Annotated in this window: 28 protein-coding genes; 6 read left to right on the top strand and 22 right to left on the bottom strand. The window is 68.6% G+C overall.

Translation table 11 applies throughout. The features are described from left to right. Positions 1–15: 15 nt before the first annotated feature. A complete protein-coding gene (locus WG922_RS16540; protein WP_340283867.1) occupies positions 16–780 on the top strand; it encodes a class II glutamine amidotransferase in 765 nt (254 codons plus the stop codon). A gap of 39 nt (positions 781–819) precedes the next feature. On the opposite strand, the gene gshB is transcribed toward WG922_RS16540, so the two are convergent. The 12 genes from gshB to WG922_RS16480 all read right to left on the bottom strand — a co-directional run bounded on the left by gshB (position 820) and on the right by WG922_RS16480 (position 14,225). Continuing rightward, the gene (gene gshB / locus WG922_RS16535) at positions 820–1,770 is read right to left on the bottom strand and encodes a glutathione synthase (RefSeq protein WP_340283865.1); all 951 of its coding nucleotides are present in this window, start codon (positions 1,768–1,770) and stop codon (positions 820–822) included. Between the two features lie 5 nt (positions 1,771–1,775). Then, entirely contained in the window at positions 1,776–3,644 is a 1,869-nt protein-coding gene (locus WG922_RS16530; protein ID WP_340283864.1) for a potassium transporter Kup, read from the bottom strand. A gap of 132 nt (positions 3,645–3,776) precedes the next feature. Then, positions 3,777–5,081 (bottom strand): glutamate--cysteine ligase, encoded by a 1,305-nt coding sequence (gene gshA, locus WG922_RS16525; RefSeq protein ID WP_340283863.1) that lies wholly within the window; start codon positions 5,079–5,081, stop codon positions 3,777–3,779. 54 nt (positions 5,082–5,135) lie between these two features. Further along, positions 5,136–6,149 carry a DUF6352 family protein gene (locus WG922_RS16520; RefSeq protein WP_340283862.1) on the bottom strand — a complete coding sequence of 338 codons (1,014 nt, stop codon included), beginning with the start codon at positions 6,147–6,149 and terminating at the stop codon, positions 5,136–5,138. Further along, the gene (locus WG922_RS16515) at positions 6,149–7,429 is read right to left on the bottom strand and encodes a glutamate-5-semialdehyde dehydrogenase (protein ID WP_340283861.1); all 1,281 of its coding nucleotides are present in this window, start codon (positions 7,427–7,429) and stop codon (positions 6,149–6,151) included. The genes WG922_RS16520 and WG922_RS16515 overlap by 1 nt, the downstream gene beginning before the upstream one ends. Next, a complete protein-coding gene (gene holA, locus WG922_RS16510; protein WP_340283860.1) occupies positions 7,426–8,511 on the bottom strand; it encodes a DNA polymerase III subunit delta in 1,086 nt (361 codons plus the stop codon). Before holA ends, WG922_RS16515 begins: the two co-directional genes overlap by 4 nt. Then, a complete protein-coding gene (locus tag WG922_RS16505) occupies positions 8,511–9,020 on the bottom strand; it encodes an LPS-assembly lipoprotein LptE (protein ID WP_340283859.1) in 510 nt (169 codons plus the stop codon). Before WG922_RS16505 ends, holA begins: the two co-directional genes overlap by 1 nt. Next, positions 9,020–11,644 (bottom strand): leucine--tRNA ligase, encoded by a 2,625-nt coding sequence (gene leuS, locus WG922_RS16500; protein WP_340283858.1) that lies wholly within the window; start codon positions 11,642–11,644, stop codon positions 9,020–9,022. Before leuS ends, WG922_RS16505 begins: the two co-directional genes overlap by 1 nt. Before the next feature lie 56 nt (positions 11,645–11,700). After that, positions 11,701–12,120 (bottom strand): ExbD/TolR family protein, encoded by a 420-nt coding sequence (locus WG922_RS16495; RefSeq protein WP_340283857.1) that lies wholly within the window; start codon positions 12,118–12,120, stop codon positions 11,701–11,703. Beyond that, positions 12,117–12,833: a MotA/TolQ/ExbB proton channel family protein gene (locus WG922_RS16490; RefSeq protein WP_340283856.1), complete on the bottom strand. Its 717-nt coding sequence runs from the start codon at positions 12,831–12,833 to the stop codon at positions 12,117–12,119. The genes WG922_RS16495 and WG922_RS16490 overlap by 4 nt, the downstream gene beginning before the upstream one ends. Continuing rightward, positions 12,833–13,663 (bottom strand): 4-hydroxy-tetrahydrodipicolinate reductase, encoded by an 831-nt coding sequence (dapB, locus tag WG922_RS16485; RefSeq protein ID WP_340283855.1) that lies wholly within the window; start codon positions 13,661–13,663, stop codon positions 12,833–12,835. The genes WG922_RS16490 and dapB overlap by 1 nt, the downstream gene beginning before the upstream one ends. A gap of 4 nt (positions 13,664–13,667) precedes the next feature. Then, a complete protein-coding gene (locus WG922_RS16480; RefSeq protein WP_340283854.1) occupies positions 13,668–14,225 on the bottom strand; it encodes an outer membrane protein assembly factor BamE in 558 nt (185 codons plus the stop codon). A 70-nt stretch (positions 14,226–14,295) separates the two neighbouring features. Here WG922_RS16480 and fur point away from each other — a divergent pair, with 70 nt between their 5' ends. Continuing rightward, positions 14,296–14,730, top strand: a complete 435-nt coding sequence (fur, locus tag WG922_RS16475) for a ferric iron uptake transcriptional regulator (RefSeq protein WP_340283853.1) — start codon at positions 14,296–14,298, stop codon at positions 14,728–14,730. Positions 14,731–14,767: 37 nt separating this feature from the next. Here the strand turns inward: fur and hprK are convergent, their stop codons facing one another. From hprK to WG922_RS16450, 5 genes are all read right to left on the bottom strand, one after another. Then, positions 14,768–15,718: an HPr(Ser) kinase/phosphatase gene (hprK, locus tag WG922_RS16470; RefSeq protein WP_340283852.1), complete on the bottom strand. Its 951-nt coding sequence runs from the start codon at positions 15,716–15,718 to the stop codon at positions 14,768–14,770. Positions 15,719–15,728: 10 nt separating this feature from the next. Further along, positions 15,729–16,196 (bottom strand): PTS sugar transporter subunit IIA, encoded by a 468-nt coding sequence (locus WG922_RS16465; RefSeq protein ID WP_340283851.1) that lies wholly within the window; start codon positions 16,194–16,196, stop codon positions 15,729–15,731. 102 nt (positions 16,197–16,298) lie between these two features. After that, positions 16,299–16,634 carry a ribosome hibernation-promoting factor, HPF/YfiA family gene (gene hpf, locus WG922_RS16460; protein WP_340283850.1) on the bottom strand — a complete coding sequence of 112 codons (336 nt, stop codon included), beginning with the start codon at positions 16,632–16,634 and terminating at the stop codon, positions 16,299–16,301. A gap of 272 nt (positions 16,635–16,906) precedes the next feature. Then, entirely contained in the window at positions 16,907–17,107 is a 201-nt protein-coding gene (locus WG922_RS16455) for a hypothetical protein (protein WP_340283849.1), read from the bottom strand. Between the two features lie 28 nt (positions 17,108–17,135). Further along, positions 17,136–17,327 carry a hypothetical protein gene (locus WG922_RS16450; protein WP_340283848.1) on the bottom strand — a complete coding sequence of 64 codons (192 nt, stop codon included), beginning with the start codon at positions 17,325–17,327 and terminating at the stop codon, positions 17,136–17,138. A gap of 153 nt (positions 17,328–17,480) precedes the next feature. Here WG922_RS16450 and WG922_RS16445 point away from each other — a divergent pair, with 153 nt between their 5' ends. The 4 genes from WG922_RS16445 to WG922_RS16430 all read left to right on the top strand — a co-directional run bounded on the left by WG922_RS16445 (position 17,481) and on the right by WG922_RS16430 (position 21,118). Continuing rightward, positions 17,481–18,089, top strand: coding sequence for a cysteine hydrolase family protein (locus WG922_RS16445; protein WP_340283847.1), 609 nt, complete (start codon positions 17,481–17,483; stop codon positions 18,087–18,089). Positions 18,090–18,135: 46 nt separating this feature from the next. After that, the gene (locus tag WG922_RS16440; protein WP_340283846.1) at positions 18,136–19,320 is read left to right on the top strand and encodes a patatin-like phospholipase family protein; all 1,185 of its coding nucleotides are present in this window, start codon (positions 18,136–18,138) and stop codon (positions 19,318–19,320) included. Positions 19,321–19,391: 71 nt separating this feature from the next. Further along, positions 19,392–20,378, top strand: a complete 987-nt coding sequence (corA, locus tag WG922_RS16435; RefSeq protein ID WP_340283845.1) for a magnesium/cobalt transporter CorA — start codon at positions 19,392–19,394, stop codon at positions 20,376–20,378. A 35-nt stretch (positions 20,379–20,413) separates the two neighbouring features. Further along, a complete protein-coding gene (locus WG922_RS16430) occupies positions 20,414–21,118 on the top strand; it encodes a hypothetical protein (RefSeq protein WP_340283844.1) in 705 nt (234 codons plus the stop codon). Positions 21,119–21,355: 237 nt separating this feature from the next. On the opposite strand, the gene WG922_RS16425 is transcribed toward WG922_RS16430, so the two are convergent. The 5 genes from WG922_RS16425 to WG922_RS16405 form a co-directional block, all read right to left on the bottom strand. After that, on the bottom strand, positions 21,356–22,027 hold the full coding sequence (locus WG922_RS16425) for a 5'-methylthioadenosine/adenosylhomocysteine nucleosidase (protein ID WP_445322846.1): 672 nt from the start codon (positions 22,025–22,027) through the stop codon (positions 21,356–21,358). A 75-nt stretch (positions 22,028–22,102) separates the two neighbouring features. Further along, positions 22,103–23,779, bottom strand: a complete 1,677-nt coding sequence (locus WG922_RS16420) for a long-chain-fatty-acid--CoA ligase (RefSeq protein WP_340283842.1) — start codon at positions 23,777–23,779, stop codon at positions 22,103–22,105. 107 nt (positions 23,780–23,886) lie between these two features. Then, positions 23,887–25,311 (bottom strand): NAD(P)(+) transhydrogenase (Re/Si-specific) subunit beta, encoded by a 1,425-nt coding sequence (locus WG922_RS16415; RefSeq protein ID WP_340283841.1) that lies wholly within the window; start codon positions 25,309–25,311, stop codon positions 23,887–23,889. Next, complete coding sequence (locus WG922_RS16410; RefSeq protein ID WP_340283840.1) at positions 25,308–25,631, bottom strand: NAD(P) transhydrogenase subunit alpha; 324 nt, start codon at positions 25,629–25,631, stop codon at positions 25,308–25,310. The genes WG922_RS16415 and WG922_RS16410 overlap by 4 nt, the downstream gene beginning before the upstream one ends. Positions 25,632–25,634: 3 nt before the next feature. Beyond that, on the bottom strand, positions 25,635–26,747 hold the full coding sequence (locus WG922_RS16405; RefSeq protein WP_340283839.1) for a Re/Si-specific NAD(P)(+) transhydrogenase subunit alpha: 1,113 nt from the start codon (positions 26,745–26,747) through the stop codon (positions 25,635–25,637). Positions 26,748–26,863: the final 116 nt, after the last annotated feature.

Here is a 26,863-nt window from a genome sequence, read left to right as displayed (position 1 = left end):
GCCACAATCGTGGCCATGTGCCAGCTGCTCGGAATGAACTGCAACACGCCCACGGACGTGACCTTCAGCTTCTCGGGCTTCGCCCAGCGTGGCGGACGCACCGATCACCACGCCGACGGCTGGGGCATCGCCTTTTTCGAGGGCAAGGGCGTCAGGCACTTCGTCGATCACCAGCCCGCATCGAACTCGCCGGTGGCCACGCTCATCCGCGAGTACCCGATCAAGAGCCGCACGGTGATCGCCCACATCCGCAACGCAACGCAGGGCGTGGTCGCGCTGGAGAACTGCCATCCTTTCGTGCGTGAGCTGTGGGGCAGGTACTGGGTCTTCGCGCACAACGGGGACCTGAAGGATTTCCATCCGCGGCTGCACGGCAACTTCCAGGCGGTGGGCGACACCGACAGCGAGCGCGCCTTCTGCTGGCTGATGCAGGAAATATGGAAGTCCCATGCCGGTGTGCCGAGCGTCGAGGAACTCACCCTGACGCTGCGCGAGCTGACGCCGCGCGTGGCACGCCACGGCACCTTCAACTTCCTGCTGTCCAACGGCAAGGCGCTGTGGGCGCACTGCTCCAGCAACCTCTTCTATCTCGAACGCCGGCACCCCTTCGCCCACGCCCAGCTCGCCGACGAGGACCTCGCGGTCGATTTCGCCCGCCACACGACGCCGCAGGACCGGGTGGCGGTGGTGGTGACGGCGCCGCTCACCACGAACGAGCCCTGGACGCAGTTCCAGCCGGGCGAGCTGCGGGTGTTCGCCGACGGCGTACGCGTCGGCTGAGGGCACCAACCCGCCGGCAGCGCGGCGCTCGCGAGCGGCTCAGCGCGTCGCGAGCGCCGCCTCCAGCGCATCCACGAACATGGCCGGCACGTCGAAGCCTGTCTGTTCGGTGATCTCCTGGAAGCAGGTCGGACTGGTGACGTTGATCTCGGTCAGCCAGTCGCCGATCACGTCGAGACCCACGAGCAGCAGGCCGCGCGCCGCCAGCACCGGCCCGAGCGCCTCGGCGATCTCGCCGTCCCGCGCGGACAGCGGCCGCGCCACGCCCTTGCCGCCCGCAGCGAGGTTGCCGCGCACCTCGCTGCCCTGCGGGATGCGCGCCAGACTGTGCGGAACCGGCTTGCCGCCGATCACCAGCACGCGCTTGTCGCCGTCGCTGATCTCGGGCACGAAGCGCTGCACCATCAGCGTGGTGGTGCCGTTGCCGTTGAGCGTCTCGGTGATCGAGCCGAGGTTGAGACCGTCGGCGCGCACCCGGAAGATGCCCGTGCCGCCCATGCCGTCCAGCGGCTTGAGGATGATGTCGCCGTGCTCGGCGTGGAAACGCCGCACCTCGGCCGGATCGCGCGTGACCAGGGTGGGGCTGACGAAGCGCGGGAACTCCATCACTGCCAGCTTCTCGGGGTGGTCGCGCAGCGCGGCCGGCCGGTTGAACACCCGCGCCCCTTCACGCTCGGCCTGCTCGAGAAGGTGCGTGGCGTAGAAGAACTCGCTGTCGAAAGGCGGGTCCTTGCGCATCAGCACGGCGTCGAAGGTACGTAGCGCGCGCCGCGGCCTGCCCGACTCCGTGAACCAGACCGGCGCGTCGCCGGTGAGCGTGATCTCCCGCACCTGCGCATCGACCTCGCCGCCGGAGCGCCAGTTCAGGTGGCGCGGCTCGCACACTGCGATGCGGTGTCCGCGCCGCTGCGCCTCGCGCATCATGGAGAAGGTGGTGTCCTTCGCAATCTTGAAGGACTCGAGCGGATCGGCGACAAAGAGGATGTTCATCGGCTTCAGAGGGAGATCTTGGAACCCAGCTCCACCACGGAGTTGTTCGGCAGCTTCAGGAAGTCGGCTGCGGCGCTGGCGTTGCGGTGCATCTGGGCGAACAGTTTCTCGCGCCACGGCGCCATGCCGCTGCCGATGGCGGGCACGACCACGTCACGCGACAGGAAATAGCTGGTGGTCATCGGATCGAGCCCGCAACCGCGCTTGCCCATGAGCTCGAGCGCACGGGGCACGTCGGGATCGTTCTTGAAGCCATAGTGCACGATCACCTGCCAGCAGTCGTGTCCCAGCGCCTCCACCTCGAGCCGGCGGCTCATGCCGATCCAGGGCACCTCGTGGCTGCGCACCGTGACGAACAGGTTCTGCTCGTGCAGCACCTTGTTGTGCTTGAGGTTGTGCAGCAGCGCGTTCGGCACCGCACCCTCTTCGGCAGTAAGGAACACGGCCGTGCCCTGCACCCGCGTGGGCGGGCTCACGAAGACCGAGTCGAGAAAGCCGCGCAGGTCGATGGCGTCTGCCTGCAGCGACTTGTTGAGCAGCGCGCGCCCGTTCTTCCAGGTCATCATCAGCACGAAGATGCCGCCGCCGATGGCGAGGGGGAACCAGCCGCCGTCCAGCAGCTTGAGCATGTTGGAGGCGAAAAAGGCGGCATCGATGGCGAAGAACAGGCCGGTGGAGGCGAGGCACAGCCACAAGGGCAGGTTCCAGCCGTAGCGGATCACGAAGAAGGTGAGCGTAGTCGTGATCAGCATGTCCAGCGTGACGGCAATGCCATAGGCCGCCGCCAGGTTGCTCGACGAGCGGAACAGCACCACCGCCAGCACGATGGCCACGAAGAGGCCCCAGTTCACGAAGGGAAGGTAGATCTGGCCGGCCTCGCGCACGCTGGTGTGCTGCACGTTCAGGCGCGGCAGATAGCCCAGCTGGATGACCTGCTTGGTGACGCTGAAAGCGCCGGTGATCAGGGCCTGCGAGGCGATCACCGTCGCGGCGGTGGCCAGCCCCACCAGCGGCAGCAGCGCCCATTCGGGCGCCATGAGGTAGAACGGGTTCTTCACCGCCTCCGGTCGCTCCAGCAGCAGGGCGCCCTGGCCGAAGTAGTTGAGCGTCAGCGCCGGCATGACCACCGAAAACCAGGCGAGCCGGATCGGTTTCTTGCCGAAATGGCCGAGGTCTGCATAGAGCGCCTCGGCGCCGGTGACGACCAGCACCACGGCGCCCAGGATGATGAAGGTGGTGCCCGGGTTCGCGAGCACGAAACCCAGCGCATGGTGCGGGCCGAGTGCCTGCAGGATTTCGGGGTGTCGCAGGATGTTGGCGACGCCGAGCACGGCCAGCACGCCGAACCACAGCAGGGTGATCGGGCCGAAAAAGCGCCCGATGCCGGCAGTTCCGCGCTTCTGGACTGCGAACAGGCACAGCAGGATCAGCAGCGTCAGCGGGATCACGAAGCCCGAAAAGCGCGGAGACACCACCTCCAGGCCCTCCACCGCCGAAAGCACCGAGATCGCCGGCGTGATGACGCCGTCCCCATAGAAGAGACAGGTGCCGAAGATGCCGATCGCCAGCAGCACGCCGCGCAGCTGCGGCCGGTCTTTCACGGCCTGCGAGGCCAGCGCCAGCATCGCGACCAGGCCGCCCTCGCCGTGGTTGTCGGCGCGCAGCACCAGCACCACGTACTTGAGCGAGACGATGAGGGTGAGCGTCCAGAACAGGATCGACAGGATCCCGTATACGTTGCCGGTCGTGAAGGGAACGTGTCCGGAGTTGAACACTTCCTTGAGGGCATACAGCACACTGGTGCCGATGTCGCCATATACGACGCCGATGGCGCCGAGAGTCAGGGCCGCGAGCGAGGACTTGTTGCGTTGCACGAAGGAAGCCCATGCGCCGATCGGGCGGGTGGGGCGGAATACGGAGGCGCTATTGTGCGCCTGCAACAAAAGCCGAGACGCCAGGAATGTTGCAACGCAGCAACCGCAGCGCGCTCCGACGGGATCGTCGCCTCAGTCGTAGATTTCCGCCTCCGGGTCGGTCGCTTCCAGCTCGTAGCTGGCCGCCAGCATGGCCAGGCGGCCGATCACCCCGTACATGTAGAAGCGGTTAGGTGCGCTGGCGCCCGGCTTCTGGCCCGGCTGCGGCAGGCGCGTGCTCTCGGCGAACGCGAGCGGCACATAGCTCGCGCCCGGCGCGTTCAGGTTCTCATCGACACCGCGCTCGGCGTGTACCCGATAGAAGCCGCCCACAACGTACCGATCCATCATGTAGACCACCGGCTCGGCAACGGCTTCGTGCATGCGCTCGTTGGTGAGCACGCCTTCCTGGATGATCACCTCGCGCATCCCGGTCGCGGCCGCCGGCGCCGACGCGTCCTTGCCGCGGCCCCTGCGCGCAGGCACCGGCTGGTCGAGGTCCTTGACGTCCCGCACGGTCATGATGCCCGCGCCTTCGGCGGCGTTGTCTGCCTTGACGATGACGAAGGGCTTCTCGTTGATGCCGTATTCCTTGTACTTCTTGCGGATCCGCCCGAGCAGCGCATCGACGTTGGTGCGCAGGCACTCCAGCCCCTCGTCGCTGGTGTGGTCCAGCTCGCCGCAGCGGTTGAACATCGGATTGATGAGCCAGGGATCGATCCCCAGCATCTTGCCGAAACGCTTGGCGACTTCGTCGTAGCTCTGGAAGTGCCGGCTTTTGCGACGTACCGTCCAGCCGGCATGCAAGGGCGGCAGCAGGTACTGCTCGTGCAGGTCTTCGAGGATGCCGGGCGCCCCCGCGGACAGATCGTTGTTGAGCAGGATCGTGCAGGGATCGAAGTCCTTCAGCCCCAAGCGGTACTTGCTGCGCACGACCGGCTCCAGGCACAGCGTCTCGCCGCCCGGAATGTCGATGCGCGTCGGCTCCTTGATGTCCGGATCGACCGAGCCCACGCGCACGTTCAGCCCCGCCATGTGGAAGATGCGCTGCAGCTGGGCGATGTTGCTCAGGTAGAAGGTGTTGCGGGTGTGGTTCTCGGGGATGACCAGCAGGTTCTTGGCTTCCGGGCAGATCTTCTCGATGGCCGCCATGGCAGCCTGCACCGCCAGCGGCAGCATGTCCTGGGTGAGGTGGTTCCAGCCGCGCGGGAACAGGCTGGTGTCGACCGGGGCCAGCTTGAAGCCCGCGTTGCGCACATCGACCGAGCTGTAGAAGGGTGGCGTGTGCTCCATCCACTCCAGCCGGAACCACCGCTCGATGGCCGGCATCGACTCGAGGATGCGCTGCTCGAGCTCGTTGATGGGGCCGCTCAGGGCCGTGATGAGGTGGGGAACCATGCCGCTCGTTGCCTTCCTGCGCTGACGGACGACGATTGTAGGAGCGCCCTCCGCTCAGGAGGGCTGGGCCAGGGGCAGGTTGAGCAGCAGGTTCTGCGGCTTCAGGCGCAGCCGCTTGCCCTCGTCCATGCCCATGGCGAGGTACACCGGCTGGCCGGCAATTTCCGCGCGCATGACCGAGGGTTCGTCGAAGCGCAGGCTGAACAGGCAGAGCATGCGCTCCATGCCGCCGGGCTCCACCTCCTGGCCCTGGTAGGCGGCGTTGAGCACCGCGCTGGCCTGGGCGTCCAGGCCGACATGCCAGACCCAGGCGGCCTCGTCGATCTCGCGCTCGACCTGGATGCGCACGCCGACACCGACCATGTGGGCGATCCAGCGCTCGAGCACCCGGCACAAGGCCTCCAGCCCGGGCTGGCCGTGGTGCAGCGCGAGCACCATGTCGTGCGCTTCGCTGCGCGGCCAGTACGCCTCGGCGTTGTCGGCGTGCAGCACGTCCATTTCGGTCGAGCGCAGGCTGGCGCCACCCTGGCGCAGCAGCTCGCCGAGCGTGCCGAAGGAAGTCGCCACCGCGAGCCTCTCCACGGCCTCGTCATCCGCGGCCATCACCTGGCCGTCCTCCTGCACGGCGATCTTCTGGGTGCGAAACAGCATCTCGGCCGCCCGCACCTGCAGGGCCGGCGCGGCATCTCCCAGCGCCTCGCGCAGCAGCACCTGCGTGAGCTGGTGCACCAGCAGAGGCGGCACATCGACCGCGCCACGGAAGATCTGAAGGTAGCTCGCCTCCAGGGTGGGGCGCTGCAGCAGGCGCTCGCGAAAGCGCAGCCAGACGGCGTAGTTCTCGCGAGCGTCGGCATCGGCCAGCTTCGCGAGTTCCGGTTCGGTGACCGCGCGGCGCGGCTGCTCGCACAGCGACGCGTGCAGAGCGAGCTCGGCTGCGCAGGACTCGGCTACCGGCGCCAGTTCGGGACGCCCTAGCAGGTGGCGCAGGAAATCGTCGGTGACCAGCAGATGCCCCTGGTCATTGCGGTCGAGCAGGCGCCAGCCGCAGGAAGGCCAGTAGTCGCGCATCAGCCGCGGACCTCGCCGTCCCCCAGCACGATCCACTTGAGCGATGTGAGCCCCTCGATACCCACCGGGCCGCGCGCATGGAATTTGTCGGTGCTGATGCCGATCTCGGCGCCCAGGCCGTACTCGAATCCGTCGGCGAAGCGCGTGCTGGCGTTGACCATCACGCTGGCGGAATCGACCTCGCGCAGGAAACGTTGCGCATGCACGTGGTCGCGCGTGAGGATGGCGTCGGTGTGATGGCTGCCGTAGTGGTTGACGTGCTCGATGGCTTCATCCAGCCCGGACACCACCTTGATGCTGATGATGGGCGCGAGGTACTCCTCGAACCAGTCCTGTTCGGTGGCATCGACCACCCGCGCACCGGCCACCGTGCGCAGCAGCGCGCCGGCTTCGGCGTCGCAGCGCATCTCGACGCCCTTGGCCGCGAAGACGGCGCCCAGGCGCGGCAGGAACTGCGCCGCGACACCGCGCGCCACCAGCAGGCCCTCGCTCGCATTGCAGGGGCTGTATTTCTGGGTCTTGGCGTTGTCGGTGACGCGCAGCGCCATGTCGAGGTCGCAGGGGTCATCGACATAGGTGTGGCAGTTGCCGTCCAGGTGCTTGATCACGGGCACCTTGGCGTCGCGGCTGATGCGCTCGATCAGGCCCTTGCCACCGCGCGGGATGATCACGTCCACGAATTGCGGCATGGCGATCAGGTGGCCCACGGCCTCGCGGTCGGTGGTCTGCACCAGCTGCACGGCGTCGGCGGGCAGGCCGGCATGCTCGAGCGCCTGGGCTACCAGGCGGGCCAGGGCCTTGTTCGATTCGATGGCTTCGGAGCCCCCACGCAGGATGCAGGCGTTGCCGCTCTTGATGGACAGGCTGGCGGCCTCGATGGTGACGTTGGGGCGGCTCTCGAACACCATGCCGAACACGCCGATCGGCACGCGCATCTGCCCGACGCGGATGCCGCTGGGCTGCTGCTTCATGCCGACGATCTCGCCGATGATGTCCGGCATGGCGGCGAGTTGCTCGCAGCCTTGCGCCACGGTGTCGAGGACCTGCGGCGTAAGCCGTAGCCGATCGATCATCGGCGCGGACAGCCCCGCGGCCGTGGCACGCTCGAGGTCCCGGGCGTTGTCGAGGGCGAGCGCGCTGCCGCTCTCGCGCAGCAGCACTGCCAGCCGCCTCAAGGCCTGGTTGCGCCGCGCCGCGGGCGAGCGCGCCATCCGGGCGGCGGCCTGGCGCGCCTGGGCGCCCAGCGCCTGCATGGTCTCGGCAAGGTTGACGGCGTTCATGGCGCGATTCTGGCACGCGGCGCAGGGGCCGACGGCACGGCGCAGGCCAGGCACAGCTGCATCGCGAGCCGGTGCAGCGCCTGCCACCCGTCGCCCGGCCAGCCCGGCGCCTTCAGGCCCTTGACGATGCCATCGACCGTGTGCGCCGCCTGCAGCAGTCCGTCGAGTGCGAGGGGCGACAGGCGCGGCAACACCCGCTCGAACAGCCGCTCCTTGAGCCCCCAGACACGCTGCTCGCGCAGGGCCAGCGGCAAGGGACGTCCTTCGGCCATCGCGTCCTTCACCCGCTTGAGCGCGCGGATGTCCTCGGACAGGGTGAAATGCACCAGCACGGCCGCTTCGCCTTCGGCCTGCAGGCCGTCCAGCATGCGCTGCACGCGCTGCGCCTGGCCACCCAGCACCGCCTCCGACAACTTGAACACGTCGTAGCGCGCCACGTTCAGCACCGCAGCCTCGACCTGCTCGAAGCTCAGCTCGCCCGCGGGGTGCAGCAGCGCGAGCTTCTGGATCTCCTGGTGGGCGGCCAGCAGGTTGCCCTCGACCCGGTCGGCGAAGAACTGCAGGGTGCGTTGTCCGCCCTCCCCCGACGGCACCCGCTGCCCCTGCCGCGCGAGCCGCTGCGCGATCCACTGCGGCAGTGCCGCGCGCTCGACCGGATCGACCTGGATGGTCACGCCGTAGCTGTCGAGTGCGCCGAACCACGCACCGGAGCGGGTGGCACGGTCCAGGCGCGGCAGCAGCACGAGCGTGAGCGTGCTGTCGCTGCCCTGGGCCTGCGCCGCGAGCTCCTGCAAGGCCGCGCCGCCCTCCTTGCCGGGCTTGCCGGACGGGATGCGCACTTCCACGATCTGGCGCTCGGCGAACAGGCTCAGCGAGCCTGCAGCGGCGAGAACCGCACTCCAGTCGAAATGGGCGCCGGCGACGGTGTGCACGCTGCGCTCGGCGTAGCCCTGGCGGCGCGCCGCGGCGCGGATCGTGTCGGCCGCCTCCTGCACCAGCAGCGGCTCGTCGCCGTGCAGGGTGTAGAGCGGCCGCAGTGTCTTGTTCAGGTGCGCCTCGAGCTGCGCCAACGCGAGCTGCATCAGGCCGCCTTCACGGCCGCGACGCGGCGAATCAGTTGCTGCACCAGGTCGGACTGCATGTCGCGGTACAAGAGGTTGTCCTCGGCTTCCTTGGCGAGCACGGCGGACTCGTTGAAGCTCACGTCGCGCTGCTGCTCCAGCGTCGTGGGGGCGATCAGCTGGCGCCCCGCAGGTGTGCGCAGGCTGAAGGTGACCGCGCTGCGCAGCTGGAATTCGCGCACCTGCCCGCTGGCGGTGAGGCCCACCACCACCTTCTGGCGCTGCTCGGCGCCGAGCTCGAGCACCACGTCGGCCGACGCGGGCGGCTGCTCGGGCGCCAGCAGGCGGACGGTGTCGATGGACGCAAAGTTGCGCCGCAGCTCATTGGCCAGCGGCGAACCGGTCGGCGCCGCGATGTAGATCGAGGCAAAGGCGAAATCCGGCGCCTTGCGCAGCTGGAACCCACAGCCGGCGACCAGCCCGAGCGGCACGAGCGCGGCAGCCCGCAGCACCTTGCGGCGATCGGCCATCAGAGCACCACGTTCACCAGACGCCCGGGCACCACGATCACCTTCTTCGGCACCGCATCACCGGCGAACTTGAGGAAGGCCTCGCTGCGCAGGGCAGCAAGCTCGACCTCTTCGCGGGACGCGCCGGCGGCGACGCTGATGGCCCCGCGCAGCTTGCCGTTGACCTGCAGCACCAGTTCCATCTCGTCCTGCACCAGCGCGGCCTCGTCGATGCGCGGCCACGGCGCATCGATCAGGTCGCCGCGGCCGGCCGCGAAGCCGAGCTGCTGCCAGAGCGCGTGGGCGATGTGCGGCGTGACCGGATAGAGCACCCGCAGCAGGATGCCGAAACCCTCGGCCAGCGCCGAAGCGGCGCCCGGCTCGTCGGCGCTCTTGAAGTCTTCCAGCGCGTTGAGCATCTTCATCGCGCCGGACACCACGGTGTTGTATTGCATGCGAACGTAGTCGTAATCGACCTGCCGCAGCACCGTGTGGATCTCGTGGCGCAGCGCCTTGACCTGCTTGCCGTAGCTCGACTGCGGTGCGGCAATCACGGCGGCGCCGGGGCCCAGGCGCTGGCCGAACTGCCAGACGCGGCGCAGGAAGCGATAGCTGCCCTCCAGCGCGGCGTCGTTCCATTCGAGCGTCGCTTCGGGCGGCGCGGTGAACATCGTGTAGAGGCGCGCGGTGTCGGCGCCGTATTTCTCGATCAGCTCCTGGGGATCGACGCCGTTGTTCTTGGACTTGGACATGGTGGTCCAGCCCTCATAGTCCACCGGCTTCCCGTCGATCCTGGCGGTCGCAGAAACCACCTTGTTGTGCTCGTCGCGCACGATGTCCAGCTCGTGCGCCCAGAAGTACTGCTTGCCGGTCGCGGTGCGCGAGAAGGCCTCGTTGAGCACCATGCCCTGCGTGAGCAGGCGGGTGAACGGCTCGTCGATCGAGACCAGTCCGAGGTCGCGCATCACCTTGGTCCAGAAGCGTGCATACAGCAGGTGCAGGATGGCGTGCTCGATGCCGCCGATGTACTGGTCCATCGGCATCCAGTAGCGGGTGCCCTCGCCCACCATGGCCTGGTCGTTGCGCGGGTCGCAGTAGCGCATGAAATACCAGGAGCTGTCCACGAACGTGTCCATGGTGTCGGTCTCGCGCCGTGCGTCCCGGCCGCAGACCGGGCAGGTGCAGCGCAGGAAGTCCTCGCGCCGGTTCAAGGGGTTGCCGCTGCCGTCGGGCACGCAGTCCTGCGGCAGCACCACCGGAAGGTCCTGCTCGGGCACGGGCACCGCGCCGTGTTCCTCGCAGTGGATGATGGGGATGGGGGTGCCCCAGTAGCGCTGGCGGCTGATGCCCCAGTCGCGCAGGCGCCAGGTGGTCTTCGTCTCGCCCAGCCCCTTGCGCTCGAGCGCATGCGCCACCGCAGCGACCGCCTCGCGGTATCCGAAGCCGCTGAAGTCGAACGAGTTGCAGGTGACGCCGCGCTCCTTGTCGGCGTACCAGTCGTGCCACTGCTGGTAGTCGTACGCCTCGCCATCCACCTGCACCACCTGCACGATCGGAATGCCGTACTTGCGCGCGAAGGCGAAGTCGCGCTCGTCGTGTCCGGGCACGCCCATCACGGCGCCGTCACCATAGCCCATGAGCACGTAGTTTCCGACCCAGACGTCGACCGGCTCCTGCGTGATCGGGTGGATCACCTGCAGGCCGGTGGGCATGCCTTCCTTGTCTCTGAGGGCGAGTTCGGCTTCGGTGGTGCCGCCGCGCTTGCATTCGTCGATGAAGGCGGCCAGCCGCTCGTTGCCGCGCGCGGCGTGGGTCGCGAGCGGATGCTCGGGAGCTACCGCGCAGAAGGTGACACCCATGATGGTGTCGGCTCGCGTGGTGAAGACGTACATGCGGCCGCCGCCGATCAGCGCGCCGTCGTCGCCGCGGATGTCGTGCGTGAAGGCAAAGCGCACGCCCTCGCTGCGGCCGATCCAGTTCTCCTGCATCAGCTTGACCCGCTCCGGCCAGCCCGGGAGCTTCTCCTGCACGTGCTGCAGCAGCTCCTGGGCGTAGTCGGTGATCTTGAGGTAGTAGCCCGGGATCTCGCGCTTTTCGACCACGGCGCCGGTGCGCCAGCCCTTGCCGTCGATCACCTGTTCGTTGGCCAGCACGGTCTGATCGACCGGGTCCCAGTTGACGACCTGGGTCTTGCGGTAGGCGATGCCCTTTTCGAGCATCTTGAGGAACAGCCACTGGTTCCACTTGTAGTAGCTGGGGTCGCAGGTGGCGACCTCGCGCGACCAGTCGATGGCCAGGCCCATCGACTGCATCTGCTTCTTCATGTAAGCGATGTTGTCGTAGGTCCACTTCGCCGGCGGCACGCCGTTCTTCAGTGCGGCGTTTTCGGCCGGAAGGCCGAAAGCATCCCACCCCATCGGCATCAGCACGTTGTAGCCGTTCATGCGCAGGTAGCGCGTGAGCATGTCGTTGATGGTGTAGTTGCGCACGTGCCCCATGTGCAGCTTGCCGCTCGGGTAGGGCAGCATGGAGCACGCGTAGAACTTCTTGCGCGTCGCATCCTCGACGACCCGGTAGGCATCGCGGGCGGTCCAGTGCGCCTGGGCGGCCTGCTCGACCTCGAGGTGGTTGTACTTGTCTTGCATGGTGCGCAAATTGTAGGGGTGCCCCCGCTTGCGCCCCGGCCCGCAGCCCGCGTGTGCTAGCGCGCTGGCGCCTCGGCAACGAAGCCGATGCGGTTGAGCCCCGCCTGCTGGGCAGCGCCCATGATCTCCACCACCCGGCCATAGGGGACGCTGCGGTCTGCCCGCAGCTGCACTTCGGTGTCGGGGCGCGCTGCGGCCGCCTCGGACAGGCGCGTGGCGAGCTGCGGGAGGTCCACCGGCTGGCCGTCGATAAAGAGCCCGCCCTGCGCGTCGAGCGCGACGGCCACCGAGGCTGCCGCTTCGGCGGGCCGGGCGGCTTCGCTCGAGGGGAGGTCCAGGCGGATCGAGCTGGCCAGCAGAGGCGCCGTAAGAATGAAGATCACCACCAGCACCAGCATCACATCGACCAGCGGCGTGACGTTGATGTCGCTGAAGGGCTTGGCTCCCTGCGCGCGCTCGAGCCTGCCGAAGCTCACGCGGGGCCGCCCACGCCGGCCAGCCCGGGACTGCGGACACCGTCCTGCGCTCCCTGCGCCGGGGTTGCCGGAGCCGCGGACGCGGCGAGCAGCTCGCGCAGGTCGAAAGCGAAGCCTTCGAGCTCGGCTTCGATGCGGGCGATGACGCGGCCGAAGATGTTGTAGCCGAGCACCGCGGGAATAGCCACCGCCAGGCCGGCGGCGGTCATGACCAGGGCCTCGCCCACGGGGCCCGCCACCTGGTCGATGGTGATCTGTCCGGCCGCGGCAATGCCGGTCAGCGCGAGATAGATTCCCCAGACGGTGCCGAGCAGGCCGACGAAGGGCGCCGTGGCGCCCACGGTGGCCAGCGCCACCTGGCCGAACTGCAGCTTGTGCAGCGCCCGGTGCAGCGCGTCGCGCAGCAGCCGGGTGAGCTGCTGGGTACGGTCCCCGGCGGCCGCCAGCACGCCCGCCGGCGGCGCCTGCGTAGCATCGACCAGCGCCGTCACCAGCGCTTCGCGGTCAAACGCCGGAAGCCGCCTGCGGGCCTCGTCGAGCGAGGGCGCCTGCCAGAACGCGGCGGTACCGCGCGCCACGTCGCGCGAGGCGCGCTGCAGCAGCCACGACTTCCAGAGGATCACGACCCAGCTGCACACCGACATCAGCAGCAGCAGCACGGCCAGCGACTGCGTCACCGCGTCACCCTGGCGCAGGAGCTGCCACACCACCACTAGCGCAGCCCCAGCACGTCGAACATGTCGAACAGGCCCCGTTCGCGGGAGGCGAGGAAACGCACCGCGCGCAGGCTGCCCTGGGCATACGTGGCGCGGCTGGCCGAGCGGTGGGTGATCTCGATGCGCTCGCCGGTGCCGGCGAACAGCACCGTGTGGTCGCCGACGATGTCGCCGCCGCGAATGGTGGAAAAACCGATCGAAGAGGGATCACGTTCGCCGGTCACGCCTTCGCGGGCGTACACGGCGCAGCTGCGCAGGTCGCGCCCGAGCGCCTCGGCGATGACTTCGCCCATCTTGAGCGCCGTGCCCGAAGGCGCATCGACCTTGTGCCGGTGGTGCGCCTCGATGATCTCGATGTCGTAGCCGGTGGAGAGCGCCCGCGCTGCCATCTCGAGCAGGCGCAGGGTAACGTTGACGCCGACGCTCATGTTCGGCGCCATCACGATGGCGATGTCCTGTGCGATCTCGGCGATGCGCGCCTTCTGCGCATCGCTGAAGCCGGTGGTGCCGACCACCGCTTTCACGCCGAGTTCCCGGCATACCTCGAGGTGCGCCAGCGTGCCTTCGGGCCGGGTGAAGTCGATCAGCACGGCGGCGTCGGCCAGGCCGACGCGAAGCTCGGCGGTGACGGGCACGCCGCTGGCGTGCCCGAGAAATGCCGAGGCATCGTTGCCGATGGTGGGGCTGCTGGGAAGGTCGAGCGCGCCGGCCAGCACGCAGTCGTCGGACGCGCGCAGCGCCTCGATCAGCATGTGGCCCATGCGGCCCGAGGCGCCGGCGACGGCGATGCGGTGGCGCGCGGCGGAAGGAGCGGAGACAACGGACATGCGGTCAGCGCTGGACGGGCTCGAGCGGCGGATAGTCGGCGCGCACCGGCGGCTGCTCGGGGACTGCGGGGACCGGCGCATCCGCGCGCGGCGCCGGCGACCCGAAACGCCGCAGCTGTTCTTCGGTGGCTTCCAGCACGGGGATGCGTGCGCCGCGGCGGCGGGTGTCGATCTGCTCGAGGAACTGCGCTTCGGTGGGCAACTGGTCGCCCTCCATGCGCTCGAGCACGTTGTCCTTGAAAAATAGGGTGAGCCGGTACGACTGGGGCTCGGCACCCGTGCGCCGCAGCGTGAACACGTAGTCCCAGCGGTTTTCGTGGAACACGCTCGCAACCAAGGGGGTGCCCAGGAGCTCGCGCACCTGCTGGCGGCTCACGCCGGGACGCAGCGCCTCGACCTGCTCGCGCGAGACGAAATTGCCTTGCACGACCGGCGCACGGTAGGGCGTCACGGCCGACGCGATCCGGGCACTGGCACTGTCGAAGCTGCCGCACCCGGCGGCAGCGGCGCAGGCCGCGAGTCCCACGGCGAGCCGGCCGAGGCGTAGGGAGAGGGCGGGCATCGATCGAGCGGTGGCGTATATGATGGAAAGATTGTAGCGGCCGGTCTTCTCCGGCCCAGGCGCGCGCAACATGGCGAACATCGACGAACTCAAGAGCACGGGGCTCAAGGCCACGCTGCCCCGGCTGAAGATCCTGGACGTGTTCCAGAAGGGTTCGCAGCGCCACATGACGGCCGAAGACGTGTTCCGGGTGCTGCTCGACGAGCGGTCCGACATCGGCCTGGCGACGGTCTACCGCGTTCTCACGCAGTTCGAACAGGCGGGCATCCTCTCGCGCAGCCACTTCGAAAGCGGCAAGGCCGTGTACGAGCTGAACGAAGGCCAGCACCACGACCACATGGTCTGCCTGGACTGCGGCCGGGTCGAGGAGTTCTACGACTCCGAGATCGAGCAGCGCCAGCACGCCGTGGCAGCGGCCAAGGGATTCAAGATCGCCGACCACGCGCTGAGCCTGTACGCGCATTGCCTCAAGGACGACTGCCCGCATCGCCCGCGCCGGCCGTGAGGGTGCGCGGCGCCGGCCCACCGGCGCCCGGAAGCCGTTAGCCTTCGCGCTCCATTGCGCGGCGGTGGCGCTCGACGAATTCCTGGTAGGTATCGACGCCCCGCAATTGCAAGATGGTGTTGCGCACCGCCGCTTCCACGAGCACGGCGATGTTGCGGCCGGCGACCACCTGGATCACCGCCTTGCGGATCGGCACACCGAGCACGTCCTGCGTGAGCGGCTCGTACGGCAGGCGCTCGTACTCGCGCTCGAGGGTTTCACGCCGCACCAGGTGCACGATCAGCTTGAGCCGCATCTTGCGGCGCACCGCGGTCTCTCCGAAGATCGCGCGGATGTCCAGCAGACCGATGCCGCGCACCTCGAGCAGGTTCTGCAGCAGCTCGGGACAGCGCCCCTCGATCGTGGTCTGGTTGATGCGATAGAGATCGACCGCGTCGTCCGCCACGAGCCCGTTGCCGCGCGAGATCAGTTCCAGACCGAGTTCGCTCTTGCCGAGGCCCGACTCGCCGGTGATGAGAACGCCCAGGCCCAGGATGTCCATGAACACGCCGTGCATCGAAGTGCGCTCGGCGAAGTGCTTGGACAGGTAGGCACGCAGCACATCGATCACGAAAGCCGAGGAGTCGGCCGTGGCGAACATCGGAATCTGGGCGCGCTCGCACATGGCGATGAGGGCGTCCGGAGCGACCTGCCCGTCGGCCAGCACCAGCACCGGCGGCTCGAGCGTCACGATGCGCGCGATGCGGCGTGCACAGTCTTCCTGGGTGGCGTTGGTGAGATAGGCGATCTCGCGCTCACCGAGGATCTGGACGCGATAGGGATGGATGTAGTTGAGATAGCCGACCAGGTCGGCACCGGAGCGGGCGGCGCGCACGGCGACTTCGTCGAAGCGCCGTTCGGAAGCGCCGAGCCCTGCCACCCACTCCCACTTCAGCTGCCCGCGGTGGTCCTCGAAGAGGACATCGGCGCTGACGACCGTCGGCTTCACGGGGGCGGGTTCAGGCGGACTGGGCCGACTGCCAGTTGGCGATCAGCGCGTGGAGTTCCTCGGCGCTGTGGCTGGACTTGATGCGCTCGCGCAGAGGCGCATCGCTGAGCAGCTCGGCAATTTCGGAGAGGATCTCGAGATGCTTCTGCGTGGCCGCTTCGGGAACCAGCAGGAAGATCAGCAGGCCCACCGGCTGTTCGTCGGGCGCGTCGAAGCCGATCGGCTGGGCCAGCTGGAACAGCGCCGCCATCGGGGCCTTGAGGCCCTTGATGCGGCCGTGGGGAATGGCAACGCCGTGGCCCAGCCCCGTAGACCCCAGCCGTTCGCGCGCGAACAGGCTGTCGGTGATGAGCGCGCGCGAAAGGCCGTGCAGGTTCTCGAACAGCAGCCCGGCTTCCTCGAAGGCCCTCTTCTTGCTGGTGGCATCGACGCTCACGAGCACTTGAGCGACGGGCAGGATGGACGCGAGGCGGTTCATTGGGGAGTGGATTATGCACCCGCCCCGGTCCGGCACGCGGGGCGCGCGAGCCCCTGTTCCTGCACGGCAACGGCGCGGCGCTCTCGGGCGCCGCGGCCGGGCTCAGACCGCAACCAGGCGCTTGGGCGATGCGTGGTGGTGGTCCTGGACCCGCGACTTGTGGCGCACGACAAGGCGGTCGAGCTTGTCGGCGAGCTGGTCCAGCGCAGCGTACAGATCTTCGTGCGCGCTCTCGGCGAAGAGATCGCCCCCCTTGACGTGGATGAGGCACTCGGCCCGTTGGCGCCGGTCCTTCTCCGTTTCGTTCTCGATGATCAGGCGAACCCTGATGTCCTCGATCTGGTCGAAATGACGAGTGATGCGTTCCAGCTTGGCATTCACGTAATTGCGAAGCGCCTGCGTGACTTCCAGGTGGTGGCCGCTGATCGTCAAATTCATGGGGAGATCTCCTGTGGTGATGGCACGGTGGTGCAAAGGCAGGTGCGCACCGGCGCAGCCGGGGCACCCGAGGATCACAAGGGCTGGGATCACTATGCGCAAACCGGGACGGAAGATCAAATGCATTGCGCCAACCTTGCCGGGATTGGCGCGCCAACGTGATCTGACGCACGCGGGCGGCACTGGCGGGCATGAAAAACCCCGGCAGTGCCGGGGTCTAAGGGGGAGGAAAGAAATCGACCGACGTGGGTCGGGCACGGGGCCGCAGCGGCTCAGCGCCAGCCGTCGCCCTGCCGGCGCACCCGTTCCCAGCCCGTGGATCGGGCCAGTGCGGCGCTCCAGCCGCCTGCCGCGCGGGGGTGCAGCACGGCACCGGGGCGATCGAGGTTGGCATGCTCGATCCGATCGACCTGCGGCTTGTCGCGCGGAACGTCGATGGGGCGGGGCGTGGGTTTGAGGGTTTCGAGAGACATCATGGAACTCCGGGGGCACCAGCTTCGGTCAGCTGCCGCTTTCGTTGCGAGGGTTCTTGCCGGTATCGACCCCCCGCGGCCGCTCGACATGGCGGCTCAGGAAGGGCCAGGCGTGGCCGGCGCGCCCGCGCTGGAGGCCGGCGGCCGTGGTCTTCACGGACTGGCTTTCGACGCGCCAGGCGGCGCGGCTGGCGTTCGGATCGTTCGCTCGCTCGATCATGGGGACGACCTCCTGGTGACTACCGGGCCACTGTAGGGAGGGCGGCTCAGCTGATCTGTCGGACGGGTCGGCCCAGGTGTGTAGGAACCCTCCTGCTACCGAAGTTGCGGTCTGCCGGCCTGCGCATGCGGCGCCACTGGGGCAGCATGCGCCATGCCATCGAAAGTACGCGGCAACCGCCGGCACACCGACCAGGCGCCACACAGCCCTCGCGTGCTGCTGCTGGTCGATTTCATCAACCCGCTCGACTTTCCCGGCGCCGACCAGCTGGCGCCGGCGGCCCTGGCCGCGGCAAAGGCCACGGCCCGGCTGAAGCAGCGGCTGGCGGCCGAGGGCGTGGCCACCATCTATGCCAACGACAACTACGGGTTCTGGCGATCGGACTTCCGGCGGCTGATCGAGATCTGCGGCAGTCGCCCGGGCGCCTGCGGCGAGCTCACCCGGGCGCTGGCGCCCTCGCCAGACGACATCACCATCCTCAAGCCCCGCCACTCTGCCTTCTACGGCTCGCCCCTGGAGCTTCTGCTGGCCGAGATGGGCGCGCACGAGTTGGTGATCTGCGGGCTGGCCACCGACATGTGCGTGCAGATGACGGCGGCCGATGCCTTCCTGCGCGAGTTCCGCTGCTGGGTGCCGTCCGACTGCACCGCGGCCGAAAGCGAGGAGGCCAAGGAGACGAGCCTGCGCTACCTGTCCTCGGTGCTCAAGTGCGAGGTTCACCCCTCCTTCGAGGCCCCGGCCGGCACCTCCACCTCGGACTGAACGGCTGGGCTGCGGCCCTGTTCTGCTCTACCATGGCCGCGCGGCCATGACCCTGGACACGACCATCAACTCCGCCCTGGTGCGGCCCCTGCATCAGACGCGGGCCCTGGTCCTCATGGGCGGTGGCGCGCGCACCGCCTATCAGGTCGGGGTGCTGCGCGCGCTGGCCGCACTGCTGCGCCTGCAGCCGGGTGCATCGATGCGGTTTCCCTTCCAGGTGCTCGTGGGCACCTCGGCCGGGGCGATCAATGCGGCCTTTCTGGCGAGCGCCGCCACCCACGGGCTGGACGCACTGGACCGGTTGGCCGGCTTCTGGAGCCGCCTGGATAGCCGCCACGTCTACCGGCTCGAGCTCGCGCGCTGGGCCCGCTGGTCGCGGATCACCGCGGCAATGCAGCTGTGGGCCACGGCACGACGCCAGGGAGCGGTGCTGGACAGCATGCCGCTGATCGACACCTTGCACCGGCGCATCTCGCTCGCCGGCATCGACGAGGCGCTCCTCAGCGGCGCCGTGCAGGCGCTGGCCGTCACCGCGTCGAGCTATTCGACCGGCGTGCACTGGACTTTCTGCCACACCGCCCGCGACCTCGCGCACCCGGGCTGGAGCCGGCCCGGACGGCGGGCCGCGTTCCAGCACATCGGCATCGAACACCTACTGGCCTCCAGCGCCATTCCCTTTCTCTTCCCGGCAATGCCGCTGTGGGTCGACGAGCGCCGCGAATACTTCGGTGACGGCGCCATGCGCCAGATTTCGCCGCTTTCGCCCGCGATGCACCTGGGCGCGCACCAGATCCTGGTGATCGGCGTCGGCCAGCCCCAGCGCACCGTCGTCGGTGGCCCCAACGCGCGCGAGCCCGGCTTCGGCGACATCGCCGGCCATGCGCTGGCGAGCGTGTTTCACGACACGCTGCAGGCCGACGTCGAGCAGGCCCAGCGCGTCACACGGACGCTGCAGCAGCTGCCGCGGGAGGTGGCGGCCGTGCTGCCGTACCGTCCGCTGGAGGTGCTGGCGCTGCAGCCGTCGCAGTCGCTGGACGCGCTCGCGCTCAAGCAGCTGCCGCACCTGGGCGCGCCGCTGCGGCGGGCGCTCGCCGGACTGGGCGCCCTGGCCAACGGCGCGCCCCTGGCGAGCTATCTGCTGTTCGAGCCCGAATTCGTGCAGACGCTCGTGGCCCTCGGCGAGCGTGACGCCTATGCGCGCAAGCACGAGTTGCTGGCCTTTTTCACCTGAGCCGCGCACACCCCGCGGGCATAATCACGCCGCCCGCCCAGCAGGGCCCGAGACCTCCCAGGCACGCAGCAATGCTCAACATCTTCACGCTCGTCAACGGACGCCTGTTCCAGGAGGAGATCGAGTCGTTGGAGGAGCTGTCCCGCTTCCAGCCGATCTGGGTCGATATGGAGGCGCCCACGCCCGACGAAAAGCGCTGGGTATCGCAGTACTACGGCTTGTCGATTCCGCAGGATGCGATGGACGAGGACATCGAGGAGTCCGCGCGGTTCTACGAAGAGGACAACGGCGACTTGCACATTCGCAGCGACTTCCTGATCGCCGGCGACGACGAGCCCCGCACCGTGCGGGTTGCCTTCATCCTCAACCTGTTGAATGACGCCCACAAGAGCAAGGGCGTGCTCTTCTCCATCCACGACGAGGACCTGCCCGTCTTTCGCCTGGTGCGCATGCGCGCGCGCCGCGCCCCCGGCCTCATAGAGGACGCCAAGGAAGTCCTGCTGAACCTGTTCGATACCGACGCCGAATACTCCGCCGACACGCTCGAGCGCATCTACGACGAGCTCGAGCAGGTCAGCAAGCAGGTGCTGGCCTCCGAGGTGACCGACGAGAGCGCGGGCGAGGTCCTCGGGCGCATCGCGCGCCAGGAAGACCTGAACGGACGCATCCGCCGCAATGTGATGGACACGCGCCGCGCGGTGAGCTTCATGATGCGCAGCCGCATGCTCTCGGCCGGCCAGTTCGACGATGCGCGCCAGATCCTGCGCGACATCGAATCGCTGGACAGCCACACCGCGTTCCTCTTCGACAAGATCAACTTCCTGATGGACGCCACCGTCGGCTTCATCAACATCAACCAGAACAAGATCATCAAGATCTTCTCGGTCGCCAGCGTCGCCCTGCTGCCGCCCACCCTGATCGCCAGCATCTACGGCATGAACTTCCGCTTCATGCCCGAGCTCGACTGGGCGGCCGGCTATCCCTTCGCGCTGGCGCTGATGGTCGCGAGCGCCGTCGGACCCATGTGGTACTTCCGCAAGCGTGGCTGGTTGAAGTAGCGGGAATGGCTGAAACGGCCTCATCGAGTGCGCCGATGGCACAGGCTGCCGCGCCCACGATCCTGCCGCGCGCCCGCCGCGCAGCCGTGCTGTGCGCCCTGCTCGCGGCCAGCGCCCAGGCGCAGGCGACGGGCGGGCACTTCGCAGTGACCGATGCGCTCCTGCTCGACCCCGGCGCATGCAAGCTGGACGGATGGTCCAGCCGCTCGCCGGGGCGCGTGCGCTTGCTGCATGCCGGCGGCGCGTGCCGCGTCGGCCCGATCGAGATCGGCGCCGTCGGCGACTACGAACGCGAGGACGCGAACGGCTCCACGACCGAATGGGGGCTGGGCATCACATGGGCTGCCGACCTGGGCGAGCGCCTGGCCATCGGTGCGTCGCTCGCCCCGACCTGGCAGGCCGGCGCGCGGCCACGCCTGCAGGGCACCACGGCTGCGGCCTTGCTGTCGTGGACGGTGGACGAGCGGCTGAGCCTGCACGCCAATATCGGACGAGACCTCGTCCACCGCGGCCCCGACCAGCTGCGTGCCGGCGTGGCGGGCGCGTGGAAGCTGCGCCGACACTGGACCGCGCTGCTCGAACGCTATCGGGCAGAAGACAGCCATTTCGTGCGGGGCGGCGTGCGCTGGGAGCCTGCTCCCGGCTGGACCGTCGATCTGAGCCGGGCCCACCGCATCGCGGGCCCTGGCAGCGCCTCCTGGACGCTGGGCCTCACGCGCGAATTCGACCGCGGCCGCTGAGCGCTGGGCACCCTACCGCACGGCCTGTACCGTACAGGGCCGCGCCGGCGCGCCTACCCCGCCCCGGCCCTTTGAACCTGCGGCGTTGGGCGTGCTGCACAGGCAACGACTGCTGCTGACTGGGGTGGGTGACCACTAGCCCTGCTCCCCGGGCTGGTCACCCTCGTCGCGTGCAGGCGGCTTCCTGACCTGCTCCGACGCCCTTTCCTGCATGGCGCCGCGAGGCTGCGAGCGCAGTCAGCCCGCCAGCAGCGCCTGCACGATCGCCGCCGTGTGGCGGCTGGCGACCTGGTCGATGAAGCTCACGAAGTCGCCGTGCGCCGCATCGTCGGCGCGGTCGGAAACGGTGCGCACCGCGGCATAGGAGATGCCGTAGTCGTGGCAGACCTGTGCAATCGCGGCGCCCTCCATCTCGACCGCCAGCGCATCGGGGACGGCAGCCTGCAGCGCCAGCGATTCGGCCCCGGTATGCACGAAGCGGTCGCCGCTGACGACCAGGCCCTCGTGCACCCCGGCGTCGGGCAACGCCCGGCGCGCCGCGCAGACCAGCCGGTCGGTGAGCTCGGGATCGGTGGCGAAGCGGTCGGTGCCGTAGAGCGGCACCTCGTAGCGCGGGAACAGCGGGGAGGCGTCGAGGTCGTGCTGCAGGAAGGCCCGAGCCACCACCACGTCGCCCCGCGCGACCTGCGGCGCTAGCCCGCCCGCGACCCCGGTGAAGACGATCTGGCGCACCTCGAAATGCTCGGCCAGCACCGTTGCGGTGGTTGCCGCCGCGACCTTGCCGATGCGCGAGAGCACCGCCACCACCTCCTGGCCGTGCAGGTGGCCGCACCAGAAGCTGCGCCCCGCCACGGTCTTGCGCTGCTCGTCCGGCATCAGGGCCAGCACCGCCGAGAGCTCCTCGTGCATGGCGGACACGATGGCGAGCTTCACGCGCGGACCTCCTCTGTGCGTCGGTCGATTGGTGCCGCCAGGGTGCGCGCGCTATCCCTGCGCGCGCAGCTCGCGGCGCAGCACCTTGCCCACGTTGGTCTTGGGCAACTCGTCGCGGAACTCGATCGCCTGCGGCCGTTTGTAGCCCGTGAGGTTGCCGCGGCAGTACGCACGCACCTGCTCCTCGGTGAGCGCCGGGTCCTTGCGCACCACGACCAGCTTCACGCCCTCGCCCGTTTTTTCGTCGGGCACGCCCACCACGGCGCACTCCAGCACGCCCGGCATGGCCGCCACGACGTCTTCGACCTCGTTGGGGTACACGTTGAAGCCGGAGACGACGATCATGTCCTTCTTGCGATCGATCACGCGGAAAAAGCCGCGCTCGTCCATCACACCGATGTCGCCGGTCTTGAACCAGCCGTCGGACGAAAGCACCTTGGCCGTCTCGTCGGGCCGCTGCCAGTAGCCCGGCATGACCTGCGGCCCCTTGATCGCGATTTCCCCGGGCTCGCCCGCGGGAACTTCGTTGCCGGCGTCATCGACACAGCGCATCCAGGTGGAGGGCAGCGGCACGCCGATGGTGCCGGTGAACTCGGTGCTGGTCACCGGGTTGCAGCTGGCCGAGGGCGAGGTCTCGGACAGGCCGTAGCCCTCGCACACGGGGCATCCCGTCTTCTCCAGCCAGCGCTGCGCCACCGCCCGCTGCACGGCCATGCCGCCGCCCACGGAGACCTTCAGGTGCGACCAGTCCACCTTGCCGAAATCGGGGTGATTGACCAGTCCGTTGAACAGCGTGCTGACTGCGGGGAAGCTGTGGAACGTGTGGCGCGAGAGCTCCTTCAGCGTGGCGGGCAGGTCGCGCGGGTTGGGGATGAGGATCAGGCGCCCGCCGGTGCGCATGGACAGCATCATGCCGACCGTGAACGCGAAGATATGGTAGAGCGGCAAGGCGCAGACGGCGGTCGGCTGTTCGCTTTGCGGCACCTTCTGCATCACCGGCGCGTTCCAGGCTTCGGACTGCAGCACGTTGGCGATCAGGTTCCGGTGCAGGAGCATGGCGCCCTTGGATACGCCGGTGGTGCCGCCCGTGTACTGAAGCACCGCCACGTCGTCTGCCTTGATGGTCGGGCGCTTGAAAGCCGCCTTGCGCCCGCGTGCCAGGACCTCGTTGAAGCGCAGCGCACCCGCCAGCTCGAAGGGCGGCACCAGCTTCTTGACCCGACGGACCACGAGGTTGACCACCGCGCCCTTGAGCGTGCCCAGGCGATCGCCCATGGCGGTGAGCACCACGTGCCGCACCTGCGTGCGGGCGATGCACTGCTGCAGCGTGGCCGCGAAGTTCTCGATGATGAAGATGGCCTTGGCGCCCGAGTCCTTGAGCTGGTGCTCGAGCTCGCGCGGCGTGTAGAGCGGGTTGACGTTCACCACCACGTAGCCGGCACGCAGGATCGCCGCGACCGTGATCGGGTACTGCGGCACGTTGGGCATCATGATCGCCACCCGGTCGCCCTGCTGCAGGCCCAGGCCCTGCAGCCACGCCGCCAGCGCCTGGCTCAGCGCATCGGTTTCGCCGAAGCTCGTTTCCTTGCCCATGAAGGAATACGCCGGACGATCTGCGTTCTTGCGGAAGCTCTCCTCCAGCAGCTCGACCAGCGACGCGTACTGGTTGGGATCGATGTCGGCAGGAACGCCGGGCGGATAGGCACTGAGCCAGGGGCGGTCGGTCATTTGTCTCGTCTGTTTGTGCTTGTTCGTGATGATCCTGCCGGGCCAGGAGCGGCGGTCCATGGGCCCTGCGCCCGCCATTCTCGCCTTACTGGCGGGCGCCGCGTGTCCTATTGCACGGCCTTGACCATGTCCTCGACCACCTTCTTGGCGTCGCCGAACACCATCATGGTCTTGTCCATGTAGAAGAGTTCGTTGTCCAGGCCTGCGTAGCCGGCGGCCATCGAGCGCTTGTTCACGATCACCGTCTTGGCCTTGTAGGCTTCCAGGATCGGCATGCCGTAGATCGCGCTGCCCTTTTGCAGCGCCGCCGGGTTCACCACGTCGTTGGCGCCCAGCACGATGGCGACGTCCACCTGCCCGAACTCGCCGTTGATGTCCTCCATCTCGAAGACCTGGTCGTAGGGGACCTCGGCCTCCGCCAGCAACACGTTCATGTGCCCCGGCATGCGGCCGGCCACGGGGTGGATGGCGTACTTCACCGTAATGCCCTTGTGCGTGAGCTGCTCGGCGAGCTCCTTGACCGCATGCTGCGCCCGCGCCACCGCGAGGCCATACCCCGGCACGATCACCACGGTCTCGGCGTTGCCGAGCACGAAGGCGGCGTCGTCGGCGCTGCCGCTCTTGACGGCCCGCTGGACCGCCGTGCCCCCGGCGGCGGCCGCGGTGTCGCCGCCGAAGCCGCCCAGGATCACGTTGAAGAACGAGCGGTTCATGGCCTTGCACATGATGTAGCTCAGGATCGCGCCCGAGCTGCCCACCAGCGAGCCGGCGATGATCAGCATGCTGTTGTTCAGCGAAAAACCGATACCCGCGGCCGCCCAGCCCGAGTAGGAGTTGAGCATCGAGACCACCACCGGCATGTCGGCCCCGCCGATGGGGATGATGATCAGCACGCCCAGCGCGAAGGACAGCGCCAGCATCAGGTAGAAGGCGGTCCAGCTCTCGCTGGCCATGTACAGCAGTCCCAGCCCCAGCGTCGCCAGGCCCAGGGCGAGGTTCAGCAGGTGCTGGCCGCCGAACACGACGGGCGCGCCCTGGAACAGACGGAACTTGTATTTCCCCGAGAGCTTGCCGAAGGCGATGACCGATCCCGAGAAGGTGATGGCGCCGATCGCCGCGCCCAGGAACAGCTCGAGCCGGTTGCCCGCCGGGATCTCGCCCGGCGCCCGGGCGATGCCGAAGGCCTGCGGCTCGGTGACCGCGGAGATCGCGATGAACACCGCCGCCAGGCCGATCATGCTGTGCATGAAGGCCACCAGCTCGGGCATCTTGGTCATCTCGACCCGGTAGGCCATCAAGGCGCCGGCGCTGCCGCCGACCAGCAGGGCCACCAGCACCCAGGTCATGCCCGCACCCGCAGCGGCGGAGAGCTCCACGATCAGCGCCGCGGTGGTGAGGATGGCGATCGCCATGCCCGCCATGCCGAACAGGTTGCCCCGGATGGAGGTGGTGGGGTGCGAGAGGCCCTTGAGCGCCTGGATGAAGCACACGGAAGCTGCCAGGTACAGCAGCGTGACCACGTTCATGCTCATTGCGCGCCCTCCTTGGCGGTCGGGGGCGCCTTGCGCTCCTTCTTGCGGAACATCTCCAGCATGCGCCGGGTCACCAGGAACCCGCCGAACACGTTGACGGCGGCCAGCGCCACCGCCAGCACGCCCATGGTCTTGGCCCAGCCGCCCTCGGTGAGCGCAGCCGCCAGCATGGCGCCCACGATCACGATGGCGGAGATTGCGTTGGTCACGGCCATCAGCGGCGTGTGCAGGGCCGGGGTGACGGTCCAGACGACGTGGTAGCCGACGTAGATGGCCAGCACGAAGATGATCAGGTTGACGACGGTGTGTGAGACTTCCATGGCTTACTTCCTCCGCAGTTCGCCGGCGTGCGCCACCAGGCAGGCCGCGACGATGTCGTCTTCCAGATCGACGTGCAACTGTCCGTCCTTCAAGACGAGCTTGAGGAAGTCGAGCACGTTGCGCGCATAGAGCGCCGAGGCGTCTGCGGCCACCAGCGCGGGCAGGTTGGTCTCGCCGACCAGCGTGACGCCGTGGCGCACCACCGTCTGGCCGGCCACCGTGAGCGGGCAGTTGCCGCCCTGCGCCGCCGCCAGATCGACGATGACCGAGCCCGGCTTCATCGCCGCCACCATCTCCTCGGTCACCAGCACGGGCGCGGTGCGGCCGGGGATCAGCGCGGTGGTGATCACCACGTCGGCCTGCGCTATCCGCTTGGCGACGGCGACCTTCTGCCGCTCGAGCCAGCTCGCAGGCATGGGCCGTGCATAGCCGCCCACGCCTTCGGCCGCATCCTTTTCCTCGGCGGTTTCATAGGGGACGTCGATGAACTTGGCACCGAGCGACTCGACCTGCTCCCTGACACTGGGCCGCACGTCGGATGCCTCGATCACGGCGCCCAGGCGCTTGGCCGTGGCGATCGCCTGCAGGCCGGCCACGCCGACCCCGAGGATCACCACCCGCGCCGCCTTCACCGTGCCGGCGGCCGTCATGAGCATGGGAAAGAAGCGCTGGTAGGCGTTGGCCGCGATCATCACGGCCTTGTAGCCGGCGATGTTGGCCTGGGAAGACAGCACGTCCATGCTCTGCGCCCGGGTGGTCCGCGGCGCCGCCTCCAGCGCGAACGCGGTGAGTCCGGCGGATGCCAGGCGCTGCAGGCCCGGCACGTCGAAAGGATTGAGCATGCCGACCACCGCTGCTTGCGGGCGCATCGCCGGCAGCTCCTGCTCCTGGGGCGGGCGCACCTTCAGCACCAGCTCGCAGCCCAGGGCGCCGAGCTGGTCCGACACTTCGGCTCCGGCCGCCTGGTACGCCGCATCGGGCACGCTGGCGGCCAGCCCGGCGCCCGAGGCGACGCGTACGACATGGCCCTGTGCGACCAGCTTCCTGGCCGTCTCGGGCGTGACGGCGACACGGGTTTCGCCCGCCGCGGTTTCGGCGGGTACGCCAATGAGCATGAGCCTTCCTCCTCGGATCTGGAATGCAGGGGGCTGGGTGGCCACCGCGGCCGCGCTGTTGCAGTCGCAACATGAGCTTACATGAAGGCGCGCGTTGCCCGGCCGCGGCCTGCGCC

This window comes from Ramlibacter sp. AN1015, assembly GCF_037726105.1.
GTDB lineage: Bacteria > Pseudomonadota > Gammaproteobacteria > Burkholderiales > Burkholderiaceae_C > Ramlibacter.
The sequence above is the reverse complement of the archived record's forward strand: the minus strand, read 5'-3'. Positions and strand labels throughout refer to the sequence as shown.